Source organism: Pseudomonas sp. TE21435, assembly GCF_056279265.1.
Map to the genome: position 1 here is coordinate 3,071,255 of NZ_JBWBQZ010000001.1, position 14,871 is coordinate 3,086,125.

Annotated in this window: 12 protein-coding genes; 9 read left to right on the forward strand and 3 right to left on the reverse strand. The window is 63.7% G+C overall.

Features of this window, described 5'->3' with window-relative positions:
• Positions 1-48 precede the first annotated feature (48 nt).
• The gene (locus ACZ9C1_RS13810) at positions 49-990 is read right to left on the reverse strand and encodes an AEC family transporter (protein WP_139669025.1); all 942 of its coding nucleotides are present in this window, start codon (positions 988-990) and stop codon (positions 49-51) included.
• Positions 991-1,179: 189 nt separating this feature from the next.
• Here ACZ9C1_RS13810 and ACZ9C1_RS13815 point away from each other — a divergent pair, with 189 nt between their 5' ends.
• Together ACZ9C1_RS13815 and ACZ9C1_RS13820 are read left to right on the forward strand one after the other, a co-directional pair.
• On the forward strand, positions 1,180-2,814 hold the full coding sequence (locus tag ACZ9C1_RS13815) for a phospholipase (protein WP_476254076.1): 1,635 nt from the start codon (positions 1,180-1,182) through the stop codon (positions 2,812-2,814).
• Between the two features lie 14 nt (positions 2,815-2,828).
• Positions 2,829-3,017 (forward strand): hypothetical protein, encoded by a 189-nt coding sequence (locus ACZ9C1_RS13820; protein ID WP_277501872.1) that lies wholly within the window; start codon positions 2,829-2,831, stop codon positions 3,015-3,017.
• 133 nt (positions 3,018-3,150) lie between these two features.
• Here ACZ9C1_RS13820 and ACZ9C1_RS13825 read toward each other — a convergent pair whose 3' ends face one another.
• The gene (locus ACZ9C1_RS13825) at positions 3,151-3,711 is read right to left on the reverse strand and encodes a response regulator transcription factor (RefSeq protein WP_023632665.1); all 561 of its coding nucleotides are present in this window, start codon (positions 3,709-3,711) and stop codon (positions 3,151-3,153) included.
• Positions 3,711-4,967 (reverse strand): ATP-binding protein, encoded by a 1,257-nt coding sequence (locus ACZ9C1_RS13830; protein ID WP_102684910.1) that lies wholly within the window; start codon positions 4,965-4,967, stop codon positions 3,711-3,713. The genes ACZ9C1_RS13825 and ACZ9C1_RS13830 overlap by 1 nt, the downstream gene beginning before the upstream one ends.
• A 202-nt stretch (positions 4,968-5,169) precedes the next feature.
• Here ACZ9C1_RS13830 and ACZ9C1_RS13835 point away from each other — a divergent pair, with 202 nt between their 5' ends.
• The 7 genes from ACZ9C1_RS13835 to ACZ9C1_RS13865 all read left to right on the forward strand — a co-directional run bounded on the left by ACZ9C1_RS13835 (position 5,170) and on the right by ACZ9C1_RS13865 (position 14,867).
• Positions 5,170-5,892, forward strand: coding sequence for an SIMPL domain-containing protein (locus ACZ9C1_RS13835; protein WP_102684911.1), 723 nt, complete (start codon positions 5,170-5,172; stop codon positions 5,890-5,892).
• Positions 5,893-6,204: 312 nt separating this feature from the next.
• Positions 6,205-7,830, forward strand: coding sequence for an ABC transporter substrate-binding protein (locus ACZ9C1_RS13840; protein WP_102684912.1), 1,626 nt, complete (start codon positions 6,205-6,207; stop codon positions 7,828-7,830).
• A 212-nt stretch (positions 7,831-8,042) separates the two neighbouring features.
• Positions 8,043-9,635 (forward strand): ABC transporter substrate-binding protein, encoded by a 1,593-nt coding sequence (locus ACZ9C1_RS13845; RefSeq protein WP_476254077.1) that lies wholly within the window; start codon positions 8,043-8,045, stop codon positions 9,633-9,635.
• Positions 9,636-9,792: 157 nt separating this feature from the next.
• Entirely contained in the window at positions 9,793-11,175 is a 1,383-nt protein-coding gene (locus ACZ9C1_RS13850) for an OprD family porin (protein ID WP_431196980.1), read from the forward strand.
• Between the two features lie 72 nt (positions 11,176-11,247).
• A complete protein-coding gene (locus tag ACZ9C1_RS13855) occupies positions 11,248-12,843 on the forward strand; it encodes an ABC transporter substrate-binding protein (protein WP_139669017.1) in 1,596 nt (531 codons plus the stop codon).
• A 76-nt stretch (positions 12,844-12,919) separates the two neighbouring features.
• Positions 12,920-13,930 (forward strand): ABC transporter permease subunit, encoded by a 1,011-nt coding sequence (locus ACZ9C1_RS13860; protein WP_028689623.1) that lies wholly within the window; start codon positions 12,920-12,922, stop codon positions 13,928-13,930.
• A gap of 10 nt (positions 13,931-13,940) precedes the next feature.
• Positions 13,941-14,867, forward strand: a complete 927-nt coding sequence (locus tag ACZ9C1_RS13865) for an ABC transporter permease subunit (RefSeq protein ID WP_046854276.1) — start codon at positions 13,941-13,943, stop codon at positions 14,865-14,867.
• Positions 14,868-14,871: the final 4 nt, after the last annotated feature.

The following is a 14,871-nucleotide window of genomic DNA, read 5'->3' on the forward strand; positions in this document are numbered from 1 at the left end:
AAGTGTCCTTTAGGTGAGGCAGTGTTATTGGTTTTGCTTGCAACTGGACTAGATCCATCCACCCCATTGCAAGAAGAAAATCCCGATGTTCGTGGTGACGGCGGCCATCAGTGTAGTGATCACGATGATCGACGCCGCCAGTTCATGGTTGCCGTTGGCCTCCCGCGCCATCACATAGCTGGCCGCCGCAGTGGGGCTGGCGATGTAGAGGAACAGGATGCCCAGTTCGGCACCACGGAACCCGCACAGCCAGGCACCCAGGGTGCCCAGCAGCGGCAGCCAGACCATCTTCACCAGGCTGACATCGACGGCCAGCCTGCCGCTGTCGCGCAGGGCCGCCAGCGACAGGGTGCCGCCGATGCAGATCAGCGCCAGCGGCAGGGTCATCTGGGCCAGGTAGTCACCGGAGGTCAGCAGCCAGTTGGGCAGCGGCACCTGGCCGTAGGCCATGGGTGTTGCCACCAGCACGCTGAGGATCAACGGGTTGCTGAAGATGCTCTTGCAGATGCTCCACGGGTCGGACTTCAGGTCCGGGCTGTACACCGCCAGTACCACCGCCGACAGCGAGTTGTACATGAGGATCACCAGCCCGGCCAGCACCGCGCCGAGGGATATACCGTAGTCGCCATACAGGCTGGCCGCCAGTGCCAGGCCGATCACGCCGTTGTTGCCGCGAAACGCGCCTTGCGTGTAGACGCCGCGGTCGGCCCGCGGGCAGCGCCAGATCGCCAGGCCCCAGGCCAGGCCGAAGCACGCCAGCGTCGCGCCGACGAAGTAGAGCATCACCCCTGGTTTTACCGCCGACGCCAGGTCGGCGTGGTAGATGCCGAGGAACAGCAGCGCCGGCATGCACACGTTGAACACCAGCTTGGAGGCGACCCGGTTGAAGTTGTCGTCGATCAAGCGGATGCGCTTGAGCAGCACGCCCATGAACAGCATGGCGAATACAGGTGCCGTGATGTTCAGTGTCTGGATGAGAAGGGCGAGCATGCAACGTGGTCCCGGGAAATGCGGTTAGGAGGGCAATCATACGTGAGAGCCGGGGGCTTGCGCCCGCCACAGCTGCCAGATGCCAGCACAAAGGGGGCTTGACGTAGGAAATTTCCTGCATATGATGCATATCACTGTATATACATACAGTATAAAAATGGATTATCCAGACATTGCAAGGAGCAAATCATGCCAGGAATGCAAACAGCGCCTGCGGCCATGAAAGCCCAGGCCACGCTGGTGGTCGCTGACCTCGACCAGTTGTTCGATGAGCACGGCATCGCCCTGCCCGGCCCCGACAGCCATCTGGTGCTGGTCATGCACGGCCACCACACCCTCAAGTATCACCGCCCTGCGCCACCGTCGGCTGGCGGCAATGCTGCGCAGCGCGGCCCGGAGCTGTTCTTCGAAGGCGCAGAACACACCGCCATCGGCGACAACACCCTGTTGCGTTACGAGACAGGCCAACCAGGCACCCCCGCCCATCAGTCGCCATTGCCGCTGCCCAACGGCCTGAACCTGACCTATGGCCAGGTGATCGCCCTGGGCGGCGACTTCTATGGGGTGCCCGAGCGCCCGATTGCCGATGGCGGCACCGACGCCGAACGAGTCGAGCGCTTCATCCAGGCGTTCGACTCCCTGGCGCGCCTGCCGGCGGCCAAGGCGGAAGCCGAACAGATCCTCGCGGTCATGCAGGAAGAAATCCGCGCAGCCAACCAGGCCATCAAGGACGGCCGTCAGCCCCATGAAGCCTATGACGCACTGGGCGACAGCCTGTCGGCACGCTGGAACCGCATCACCGGCGGCGGCAGCTTCGCCTCCGACCTGTTCCCCCTGGGCCGCTACCTGAAGCTGGCCGCCAGCAACTGGGACCACTTCGGCCCCTGGGCGCTGCTGGCCTACCAGGCCGGCCACGCCGCGGCCTTGCAACAGGCGCTGAAAGCCCGCGCCAGCGGCGCCGAACGCGACCTGCAACTGGCCTATGCGATGAACGCCTTCGCCGACCACTTCCTCACCGACCTGTTCTCCGCCGGCCACCTGCGGGTACCGCGCAAGGCCCTGGCCGACACCGTCACGCCGAGCGACGTTGGCTCGCTGATCTCGCGTTTCATGCACGACGAGGACAGCAAGTACGGCCTGGCCGTGCGCAATGCCGAGGGCGAGCAATGGCGCGCCTACGGCGACAAGCGCTACTTCGACAGCGTCGATGTGGCCAACCGTCGTCAAGTGGCGCGCGCCGTGCAGCGCTCGGCCGATGAAGTGTTCCAGGCCTTCGCCGAGGGCCGCGTGCCCCAGGCCAAGGACTTTTCGGCCCTGCGCCTGGCGCCCGACCTGCACGCCGCCGAACAGGACCTGGTGCCCGGCAACTTCGCCGCGCTGTACTTCCAGGACGGCAAGGCGGTGCTGCGGCGCAAGGACGTCAACGACCTCAACGACCGCAACCGCATCGGCGACTGGTGGGGCTGGAGTACCTACCTGCTGCTCAAGGACTACAAGCCGAACAAGCCCACCGGTTTCATCGATGCCCCTGCCACCTCGCCGGTGATCACCGGCTGGGAGCGCCGTGAGCCCGATGGCCTGAACTGGCAACGGGGCAACGCGGTGCGCTATGCCTTCAGCATCACCGACCAGCTCAACGAGTCGTACATTGGCCCTTGGAGCGGCTATGCCGAGCTCACCGACCAGTTCCACCCGAGCGTGCAGGTGCCGGCGGACGGCAAGCAACGCGGGCGCAACCTGTTCCGCCAGTTCCGCGGAGGTTCACCGGAGCTGATTGCCAGCCTGGACGGCAAGACCACTCTCTATATCGATCGCAACGCGTGACAAGGAGGTCACCGATGAATATCAAGGTCAAACTGGAACTGGCTTCGGGCCAGTCGATGGAAGGCATGCCGCTGGAATTGCTGCGTGAGGGCAAGGTGATTGGCCGGGCGAAAGTGCCGGCAGGCGGACAGGTGGCGTTCGAGGCACCATCGGGAGCCGGACAGCTGGCGGTACGGGTTGACCGCTCGGGAGAAAAAGCCTGACAAAACGCAGGGGGCCACTACGTGGCCCTTTCGTCGCGGTTCGTCGCCACGACAAGCCGGCTCCCACAGGGCATCGATGATCCTTGTGGGAGCCGGCTTGCCGGCGATGGGCGCGCAGCGCCCCCAGTGGACTTCAGCGTCGGACCGGACGCTTCTGCAACTTGCGCTGCAAGGTGCGCCGGTGCATGCCCAGCGCCCGCGCCGTGGCGGAGATATTGCCCTCGTGCTCGCCCAGCACGCGCTGGATGTGCTCCCACTGCAGGCGGTCCACCGACATCGGGTTTTCCGGCACCAGCGTGTCCAGGTCGGTATGCTCCGAGAGCAGCGCCGCCAGCACATCGTCGGCGTCGGCCGGTTTGCACAGGTAGTTGCAGGCCCCGCGCTTGACTGCCTCGACCGCCGTGGCGATGCTCGAGTAACCGGTCAGGATCACCACGCGCATCTCCGGGTCCAGCTCCAGCAGCTTGGGCAACAGCACCAGGCCCGAGTCGCCCTCCATCTTCAGGTCCAGCGTGGCGTAGTCGGGCAGGTCCTGCTCGGCCAGTTTCAAGCCTTCCTCGGCGGAGCCCGCGGTGCTCACACGGAACCCACGACGCGACATCGCCCGGGCCATCACCCGGGTGAAGGTGGCGTCGTCATCCACCAGCAGCAGGTGCGGCAGCTCTTCGCCTTCGACCTGGTTTTCTTCGCTCATCATGCATCTCCTCGCTTGCCATGGGGCAGGCGCAATTCGGTCAGGGTGCCACCCTGCTCATGACTATAGAGTTTCACCGAACCGCCCGCACGCGTCACGCTGGCCTTGCTCAAGAACAGGCCCAGGCCGAAGCCTTTGCCCTTGGTGGTAATGAAAGGTTTGCCGATCGCTTCGGCGATGGCCGGCGGCACGCCGGGGCCATGGTCGCGGATGCTGATGACGATGTCCTGGGCGTCCCAATCCAGGCGCACCTCCAGGTCGTCCGGGCAGGCATCGGCGGCATTGTTCAACAGGTTCAGCAGGGCCTGGGTCAGGTCCGGCGGCGGCGTCAGCCGCGGCACCACGCCGTCGCGCAGGCGCTGGAAGCGGTAGCTGGCTTCCGGGCGCATCAGGTGCCAGCGGTTGAGCGCCTCGTCGAGCCAGGCGGTGACATCCTGCTCAACGATCGCCAGGCGCCGGTTGGCCTCGGCAGCGCGCACCAGTTGCTGCAAGGTTTCCTTGCACAGCTTGACCTGGTCCTGAAGGATCTGCAGGTCTTCCTGCAACAGCGGGTCGGCGTGGTCCTGGCGCATTTCGTTGAGCAGCACGCTCATGGTCGCCAGCGGCGTGCCCAGTTCGTGGGCGGCGCCGGCGGCCTGGGTGGCCACGGCCAGCAACTGCTCGTCGCGCAGGCTTTCTTCCCGACGCTCGGCGCGCAGGTTCTCTTGCTGGCGCAACTCCTCGGCCATGCGCGCGGCGAAGAAGGTGATCACCCCGGCGGCCAGGGCGATGCTCAGCCACATGCCGTAGACCTGCATGGTATCGCGCGCCAGCGGCAGCGTTTCCAGCGGGTAGTACTGCACCAGCAACAGGCTGTAGGCGACCAGGGCGATACCCGAGAGCACCAACGAGTAGATCCACGGCAGGGTGACCGCGGCGATGGCCAACGGCACCAGGTAATAGGAGACGAAGGGGTTGGTCGAACCGCCCGAGTAATAAAGCAGGGCACTGTGGATCAGCAGGTCGCAGGCCAGTTGCAGGGCGTACTCGAGTTCGGTGACCGGCAGCGACAGGCGCAGGCGCAGGGCGGTGAACGCGCACAGCAGCGACGACAGGGCCAGCGTGACTGCCAGCGAGAACCACGGCAGCGGCAGCAGCTCGGTCCAGTAGGCCACGCCTACCGAGCCGGCCTGGGCCGCCAGGACGAGAATGCGGATGAAGGTCAGGCGCCAGAGGTTCTGGCGTGTGGCGGACAACGGATGTGCGACGGCGAGCATGAGCTCTCCCAATTGAGTGCTCCAGGAAAATCGGCTGGAGTATACCGAAGCCGGGCGCTCCACTGCAGCGATGCGGCAAAGCGCCACACTTTGTCATAGATTCATGATGGCACTTTTGAACCCTCTACACTGTCACCGGTCTGATCGGCCATGCGTGGAACGGATCTGCTCACCCACGCCTTACCCTGCCAAGGAGTTCCACATGCACATTACCCGTCGCGGCGCCGCCGCCGTTGCCCTGTCCTGCGGCATGCTCGCCAGCCTGCCGGCCCTGGCGGCCGACGAGCCACGCTACAACCAGGTGTCGCTGCGTGCCGAAGTCAGCAAGGAAGTGGCGCGTGACCTGATGGTCGTGACGCTGTACAGCGAAGCGCAGAACACCGACCCGGGCAAGCTGGCCAAGGAGATCACCGAAACCATGAACAAGGCCGTGCAGCAGGCCCGCCAGGTCAAGGACGTGAAGATCAGCCAGGGCAGCCGCAACAGCTACCCGATCTACGACACCAAGGGCCAAAAGATCACCGGCTGGCGCGAACGCGCCGAACTGCGCCTGGAAAGCGCCGACTTCCCGGCCCTGTCCAAGCTCACCGGTGACCTGCTGCAAGACCTGAAGATGGGCGGCATGGACTTCTCCATTGCCCCGGCCACACGCAAGTCCAATGAAGACGAGTTGCTCAAGGATGCCGTCGCCGCCTTCAAGGCGCGTGCCCAACTGGCCACCGATGCCCTGGGCGGCAAAGGCTACAAGGTGGTCAGCCTGAACCTCAACAGCAGCGGTTACCCACGCCCTTACCTGCGTAACGCGCCAATGGCGATGATGGCCAAGGGCGCCGCCGATGAATCCGCGCCGGCGCCGGATATCGAAGCCGGAACCAGCGAAGTGAGCATGAGTGCCGATGGCCTGATCGAAGTCCAGGTGCCCTGACTCACTCAACCGGATGTCAGAGGCGGTCAAAACCGTCTCTGACAGCAGTTTTAGACCTTTCCTACGCACCAAACGGGTGCGTCTGCTTGTCACATAAAGTGCGAAATATCCTGAAATTTTCGCCCTTTTCCCCCTCGCAAACGATCAACATTCGCCAAAGTTATATGGATGCGACATCCATGTACGTCCGTACCACGTTTTTGCCGTCAACCATCCTGCTGAGTGTTGCATTGGGAATACCCCCTGCATAAGTATCCGCAGGTCGGCTCACGAGGCCGCCTCAATTCGAAAAATGACAACAATGAGGCCACCATGCTCAAACACGCAGTCATTCCGTTCCTGGTAGGTGCAGGCTTGCTAGCCGGCGCTCCCTCCGCCCTCGCCGCATCCAACCTGGTGTTCTGCTCCGAAGGCAGCCCGGCCGGGTTCGACCCGGGGCAATACACTACCGGAACCGACTTTGACGCCTCCGCCGAGACCATCTTCAACCGCCTGACGCAATTCGAACGCGGCGGCACCAAGGTCATTCCGGGCCTGGCCACCAGCTGGGACGTCTCCGATGACGGCAAGACCTACACCTTCCACCTGCGTGAAGGCGTCAAGTTCCATACCACCGATTACTTCAAGCCGACCCGCGACTTCAACGCCGACGACGTGCTGTTCACCTTCAACCGCATGCTCGACAAGGACCAGCCCTTCCGCAAGGCCTACCCCACCGAGTTCCCGTACTTCACCGACATGGGCATGGACAAGAACATCGCCAAGGTGGAAAAACTCGACGACCACACGGTGAAGTTCACCCTCGCCCAGGTCGACGCCGCGTTCATCCAGAACATGGCCATGCACTTCGCCTCGATCCAGTCAGCCGAATACGCCGACCAGTTGCTCAAGCAGGGCAAGCCCGCCGACATCAACCAGAAGCCGATCGGCACCGGGCCGTTCGTGTTCAAGAGCTACCAGAAAGACTCGAACATTCGCTTCACTGGCAACAAGAGCTACTGGAATCCTGAAGAAGTGAAGATCGACAACCTGATCTTTGCCATCAGCACCGACGCCTCGGTGCGCATGCAGAAACTCAAGAAGAACGAGTGCCAGGTGACGCTGTTCCCGCGTCCGGCCGATATCAAGCCGCTGCAGGAAGACAAGAAGCTGCAGATGCCCGACCAGGCCGGCTTCAACCTCGGCTATATCGCCTACAACGTGATGGACAAGATCAAGGGCAGCAACGAAGCGAATCCCCTGTCCCAACTCAAGGTCCGCCAAGCCCTGGACATGGCGGTCAACAAGCAGCAGATCATCGAATCGGTGTATCAGGGTGCCGGCCAGCTGGCGGTCAACGCCATGCCGCCAACCCAATGGTCCTATGACGACACCATCAAGGACGCCGCGTACGACCCAGAGAAGGCCAAGCAACTGCTCAAGGAAGCCGGCATCAAGGAGGGTACCGAGATCACCCTGTGGGCCATGCCGGTGCAGCGCCCCTACAACCCCAACGCCAAGCTGATGGCCGAGATGCTCCAGTCCGACTGGGCCAAGATCGGCATCAAGGCCAAGATCGTCAGCTACGAATGGGGCGAGTACATCAAGCGTTCCAAGGGCGGCGAGCAGGGCGCCATGCTGATCGGCTGGAGCGGCGACAATGGTGACCCGGACAACTGGCTGGGCACGCTCTATGGCTGCGATGCCATGGATGGCAACAACTTCTCCAAGTGGTGCTACAAGCCCTACGACGACCTGATCAAGCAAGCCAAGGCGACCTCGGACCAGGCCAAGCGCACCGAGCTGTACAAGCAGGCGCAACATATCCTCAAGGAGCAGGTGCCGATCACCCCCATCGCCCACTCCACCGTGTATCAGCCCATGAGCGCGAAAGTGAAGGACTTCAAGATCAGCCCCTTCGGCCTGAACTCCTTCTACGGGGTCAGCGTGGACAAGTAACGGTCGTGACCGCCCCGCCAGCGTTTGGCGGCGGGGCGGTGACATGATCGGGCGATACGCAGGGCAATTCCCTAGTGTTCGCCGGAACGCTCCCGCACCCAAATCAGTAGCGAACCCTGGTTCCCGCATTCTGGCGCATCTATCGTCAGGACCGGGATGCAGCAGCCGCGTTTTGCCTGCCGCTGCCTGAAAACACGGACAAAGGACCTGCCATGCGCCTCACCACACTGAGCTCCACCCTGCTTGCCCTCGGCCTGCTGAGCCAGGCTCCCGCGAGCCTCGCCAACAACCTGGTGTTCTGCTCCGAAGGCAGCCCGGCGGGCTTCGACACCGCCCAGTACACCGCGGCCACCGACAACGACGCCGCCGAACCGATTTACAACCGCCTGGTCGAGTTCGAGCGTGGCGGCACCGCCGTGCAACCGGGCCTGGCCACCGACTGGCAGGTGTCCGAGGACGGCCTGAAGTACACCTTCCACCTGCGACCCGGGGTGAAGTTCCATGGCAACAAGGACTTCAAGCCCAGCCGCGACTTCAATGCCGACGACGTGCTGTTCACCTTCAACCGCATGCTCGACAAGGACCACCCCTTCCGCAAGGCCTACCCCACCGAATTCCCGTACTTCATCAGCATGGGGTTGGACAAGAACATCGCCAAGGTCGAGAAGACCGACCCGCTGACCGTGGTCTTCACCCTCAACAAGGTCGACGCCGCGTTCCTGCAGAACATCGCCATGGCCTTCGCCTCGATTCTCTCCGCCGAGTACGCCGACCACCTGCTGGCCGGCGGCAAGGCCAGCGATATCAACCAGAAGCCGATCGGCACCGGCCCCTTCGTGTTCCAGCGCTACCAGAAGGATTCGCAGATCCGCTTCAAGGGCAACAAGGACTACTGGGCACCTGACCGGGTGAAGATCGACAACCTGGTGTTCTCGATCAACGTCGACCCGTCGGTGCGCATCCAGAAGCTGCGCCGCAACGAATGCCAGATCACCCTGCATCCACGCCCGGCCGACCTGCCCGCGCTCAAGGAAGACGGCAAGCTGCAGGTAATGACGCAACCCGGTTTCAACCTTGGCTACATCGCCTACAACACCCAACACCCACCCTTCGACCGGCTGGAAGTGCGCCAGGCCATGGACATGGCGGTGAACAAGCAGGCGATCATCCAGGCGGTCTACCAGGATGCCGGTCAGACCGCCGTCAACGCCATGCCGCCAACCCAGTGGTCCTACGACAAATCGATCAAGGACGCCCCCTTCGACCCGGAAAAAGCCAAGCAGCTGCTCAAGCAGGCCGGGGTCAAGGAAGACACCGAGATCACCCTGTGGGCCATGCCGGTACAGCGCCCCTACAACCCCAACGCCAAGCTCATGGCCGAAATGCTCCAGGCCGACTGGAGCAAGCTCGGTTTCAAGGTGCGCATCGTCAGCTACGAATGGGGCGAATACCTCAAGCGCATGAAAAGCGGTGAGCATGACATCGCCCTGATCGGCTGGACCGGCGACAACGGTGATCCGGACAACTGGCTCGGCACCCTGTTCAGCTGCGACGCCATCGGCAGCAACAACTACTCCTTGTGGTGCGATTCGCAATACGACGCACTGGTGAAAAAAGCCAAGCAGGTCACCGACCGCGACCAGCGCACCAGCCTCTACGAACAAGCCCAGCAACGTCTCAAGCAGCAGGTGCCGATCACCCCGGTCGCGCACTCCACGGTCAACCAGCCGCTGAGCATCAGCGTGAAAGACTTCAAGGTCAGCCCCTTCGGACGCAACGTTTTCTCCGGCGTCAGCATCGATTGACCCTGCAACGCCCGGACGGGAGTGCGACCCACTCCCGCGCCAGCGTGCAGCCCGGATTTGCCTGGCAACCCCCAGGCAGACACTGCAGTACCGCGTCACCGTGACAAGCCCGGCCCACAAGGTCGGGTGATAACTAGAAAAATATCAGGGAGCTTTCATGTTGATTCGTACCACAACCACCGCACTGGCCTTGTCCGTCGGCGCCTTCTGCGCCCTCGCCCAGGCCGAACCCGTGAGCCAGGACTTCGTGCCGTTCGCGCTCAAGTCCAGCAGCGAACAGGCCGAAGCCAAAGGCTTCATCGATGGCCAGAGCCTGTCCGGCAGCACCCGCAACTGGTATGCCCGCGAACGCGCCACCCGCGCGCCGCTGTGGAAGTACACCAAGGGCGACGGCACCCGCCACGACACCCACAGCCGCGACAACTGGCTGCAGGGCACCATCCTCAACTACAGCTCGGGCTTCACCGAAGGTACCGTCGGCTTTGCGGTGGAGGCCGCCGCCTACAATGCCATCGCCCTCGAGCAGGGCCGCGCCGCCGTGGCCGGCCCGAACAACCGTACCCTGACCCACAGCGACGGCGACCCGATCGGCCAGTGGAGCAAGATGGGCCTGGGCAACGTCAAGGCGCGCATCTCCAACACCACGCTGACCGTCGGTCGCCAGTCGGTCGACACGCCGATGATCGCCTACATCGGTAACCGTGCCTTGCCATCGAGCTTCCAGGGCGCGTTCCTGCACAGCGCCGAGTTCGAGAACCTGTCGTTCGACGTGGGTACCTTCGACCGCGTTTCGCCACGTACCGAGCAGAGCCTGAGCAAGTTCCGCAGCGAGTACGGCGCCGCCGGGGTCGAGACCGACCGAGCCAGCACCGTCGGCATCAACTACCAGCCGCTCAAGAGCCTGACCACCAGCCTCTACGCGACCAAGGTCGACGACTTCTGGAACCAGTACTACTTCGGCGCCAACCACGTGCTGGGCGACAGCGCGGTGCTGAGCCTGACCACCGGTCTGAACTACTACAAGACCGTGGACGAAGGCAGCAAGAAGATGGGCGAGATCGACAACGACACCTACAGCCTGTCGTTCGGCCTGACCCACCAGGCCCACACCCTCACCGCCTCCTGGCAGCAGGTCAACGGCAACGAGTACTTCGACTATCTGCATGAGACCAACGGCATCTACCTGGCCAACTCCCTGCTGTCGGACTTCAACGGCCCGAACGAGAAATCGCTGCAGATCAGCTATGTGCTGAACATGGCGCCCTATGGCGTGCCAGGCCTGAAGTTCAACGTCTACAACGCCCGCGGCTGGGATATCGACGGTACCCACTACAAGGGCACCGCCTATGACGTCCGGGGCCAGGACGGCGAGAACCACTACGAGTGGGGCATCGGCACCAGCTACGCGGTGCAGAGCGGCATGCTGAAGGACACCACCATCCGCGCCACCTATACCGCCCACCGTGCCAGCAAGGCGCAGAGCGACGGCAGTCTCGACGAGTTCCGTGTCGTCACCACCATTCCGTTCAACATCCTCTGACCGTTGGCGCCACGGCCCGCCTCCCCACGGGCCGTGGCGGCTACGCTGGAACTAGCACTGCAGGGAGGTTCCATGAAATCGCTACCGCTACGCGCTGCCCTGGCAGCCGTCATCCTGGGCGCCGCATCGAATCTGGCGGCCAAGCCGCTGGTGGTGTGCACCGAAGCCAGCCCGGAAGGCTTCGACATCGTCCAGTACACCACCGCCGTCACCGCCGACGCCACGGCCGAGGCCATCTTCAACCGCCTGGTCGACTTCAAGCCCGGCACCACCGAGATCCAGCCGGCCCTGGCCACCAGTTGGGACGTCAGCCCCGACGGCCTGGTCTACACCTTCCACCTGCGCGAAGGCGTCAAGTTCCACACCACCGACTACTTCAAGCCCACCCGCGACTTCAATGCCGATGACGTGCTGTGGAGCCTGAACCGTCAGCTGAAGAAAGACCATCCGTGGCACGACAAGACCAGCGTCGGCTACCCCTACTTCGAGAGCATGGCCTTCAAGGACCTGCTCAAGTCGGTCGAGAAGACCGACGATCACACCGTGGTGATCACCCTGACCCGCCCGGAAGCGCCTTTCCTGCGCGACCTGGCCATGGCCTTCACCTCGATCTACTCCGCCGAGTACGGCGACCAGCTGCTCAAGGCCGGCAAGACCGGCGACCTCAACAGCAAGCCGGTCGGCACCGGCCCGTTCGTGTTCCAGCGCTACAACAAGGACGCCAACGTCCGCTACAAGGCCAACCCGGACTACTTCCGTGGCAAGCCGCCCGCCGACGCGCTGATCTTCGCCATCGCCACCGACAGCAACGTGCGCCTGCAGAAACTGCGCGCCAACGAATGCCAGATCGCCTTGTATCCCAAGCCTGACGACGTGCCGGGGATCAAGACCGACCCGAAACTCAAGGTCGCCGAGATCGAGGCGCTGGTTACCGGCTACATCTCGATGAACACCCAGCACAAGTACCTGAGCGATGTGCGCGTGCGCAAGGCGATCGACATGGCCTTCGACCGCCAGACCCACGTCGACCAGCTGTTCGGCAAGGGCAACGCCCTGGTTGGGGTCAACCCGTATCCGCCGACCATGATCGGCTACAACACCGACAACAAGAACCCGCCCCACGACCTCGACAAGGCCCGCGCCCTGCTCAAGGAAGCCGGTGTGCCGGAGGGCACGGTGATCACTCTGTTCACCCGCAACGGCGGTGGCCCGACCAACCCCAACCCGCGCCTGTCCGCCGAAATGCTGCAGTCGGACCTGGCCAAGATCGGCATCAAGCTCGACATCCGTGTGATGGAGTGGGCCGAGATGCTGCGTCGCGCCAAGAAGGGCGAGGCCGACCTGGTGTCGGCGGGCTGGGCCGGCGACAACGGCGACCCGGACAACTTCCTCACGCCGATGCTCAGCTGCGACGCGGTGAAAAGCGGCGAGAACTATGCGCGCTGGTGCAACCAGAAATTCCAGGACCTGATCACCCGCGCCCGCGAAGTGATCGACAACGATGAACGCGCCAGGCTCTATAACGAGGCCTTGGCGGTGTACGATGAAGACCAGCCGTGGATCAGCATGGCCCACCCGAAAATGTTCACCGCCATGCGCGAGAACGTCGAAGGCTATGTGATCAACCCACTGACCAACAACAACTTCGCCACCACCAAGGTGAAGTAGAACAACAACAGCCGCCGGACCTTGTGCAAGAGGCCCCGGCGGCGCGCCGTTTCCGGCTGATGAGGTACCCCTGACAATGTTGAGTTTTATTGCCCGACGCCTGGGTCTGCTGATTCCGACCTTCTTCGGTATCACCCTGCTGACCTTCGCGCTCATACGCCTGATCCCCGGCGACCCCGTCGAAGTGATGATGGGCGAACGCCGGGTCGACCCCGAAATGCATGCCCAGGCCATGGAACGCCTGGGCCTGAACAAGCCGCTGCCGGCCCAGTACCTGGACTATGTCGGCAAGCTCGCCCAGGGCGATCTGGGCGAATCCCTGCGCACCCGTGAAAGCGTATGGAACGAATTCCTCACCCTGTTCCCGGCCACCCTGGAGCTGGCCATGGCCGCCCTGCTCTTCGCCGGGGTCATCGGCCTGCTGGCCGGGGTGATCGCCGCGCTCAAGCGCGGCTCGCTGTTCGACCACGGGGTAATGGGCATCTCCCTGGCCGGCTACTCGATGCCGATCTTCTGGTGGGGCCTGATCCTGATCATGTTCTTCTCGGTGAGCCTGGGCTGGACGCCAGTCTCCGGGCGCATCGACCTACTCTATGACATCGAGCCGAAAACCGGCTTCATGCTCATCGACACCCTGCTCAGCGACGAGGAAGGCGCGTTCAAGGATGCGGTGATGCACCTGATCCTGCCGGCCATCGTGCTGGGCACCATTCCGCTGGCGGTGATCGCCCGCATGACCCGCTCGTCGATGCTCGAAGTGCTGCGCGAGGACTACATCCGTACCGCCCGCGCCAAGGGCCTGTCGCCGTCACGGGTGGTGTTCATCCACGGCCTGCGCAACGCGCTGATCCCGGTGCTGACCGTGTTCGGCCTGCAGGTCGGCACGCTGCTGGCCGGCGCCGTGCTCACCGAAACCATCTTCTCCTGGCCGGGCATCGGCAAATGGCTGATCGAGGCCATCGGTGCCCGTGACTACCCCGTGGTCCAGAACGGCATCCTGTTGATCGCCTGCCTGGTGATCCTGGTCAACTTCGTCGTGGATATCCTCTACGGCCTGGCCAACCCACGCATCCGTCATCAGCGCTGAGGACTACGCCATGACCAGCCCGATTCCAAAATCCGTCACCCCGCCCAGCGTGGTCGACCAAAGCTTGCTCTACCCCTCGCCGTACAAAGAATTCTGGCAGGCCTTCTCGCGCAACAAGGGCGCGGTGGCCGGCCTGGCGTTCATGTGCCTGGTGGTGTTCTGCGCCCTGTTCGCCCCCTGGGTGGCGCCGCACAATCCCAGCGAGCAATACCGCGACTTCCTGCTCACACCGCCGGTATGGCTCGAAGGCGGTACCTGGCAGTTCATCCTCGGTACCGACGAACTGGGCCGCGACCTGCTCTCGCGGCTGATCCAGGGCGCCCGGCTGTCGCTGTTGATCGGCCTGTCGTCGGTGGTGATGTCGCTGATCCCGGGCATCCTGCTGGGCCTGCTGGCCGGTTTCTTCCCGCAGATCCTCGGCCCCTCGATCATGCGCCTGATGGACGTGATGCTGGCGCTGCCCTCGCTGCTGCTGGCCGTGGCCATCGTCGCCATCCTCGGCCCAGGCCTGATCAACACCGTGATCGCCATCGCCATCGTCTCGCTGCCGTCCTACGTGCGCCTGACCCGCGCCGCGGTGATGGGCGAACTGAACCGCGACTACGTCACCGCCGCGCGCCTGGCCGGTGCCGGGCTGCCGCGGCTAATGTTCGTCACCGTGCTGCCCAACTGCATGGCGCCGCTGATCGTGCAGGCCACCCTGAGCTTCTCCTCGGCGATCCTCGACGCTGCGGCCCTGGGCTTCCTCGGCCTCGGCGTGCAGCCGCCAACCCCCGAGTGGGGCACCATGCTGGCCTCGGCCCGCGACTACATCGAACGCGCCTGGTGGGTGGTGAGCCTGCCCGGCCTGACCATTTTGCTCAGTGTGCTGGCAATCAACCTGATGGGCGACGGCCTGCGCGACGCGCTGGACCCGAAACTCAAGAACGCCGCCTGAGGAG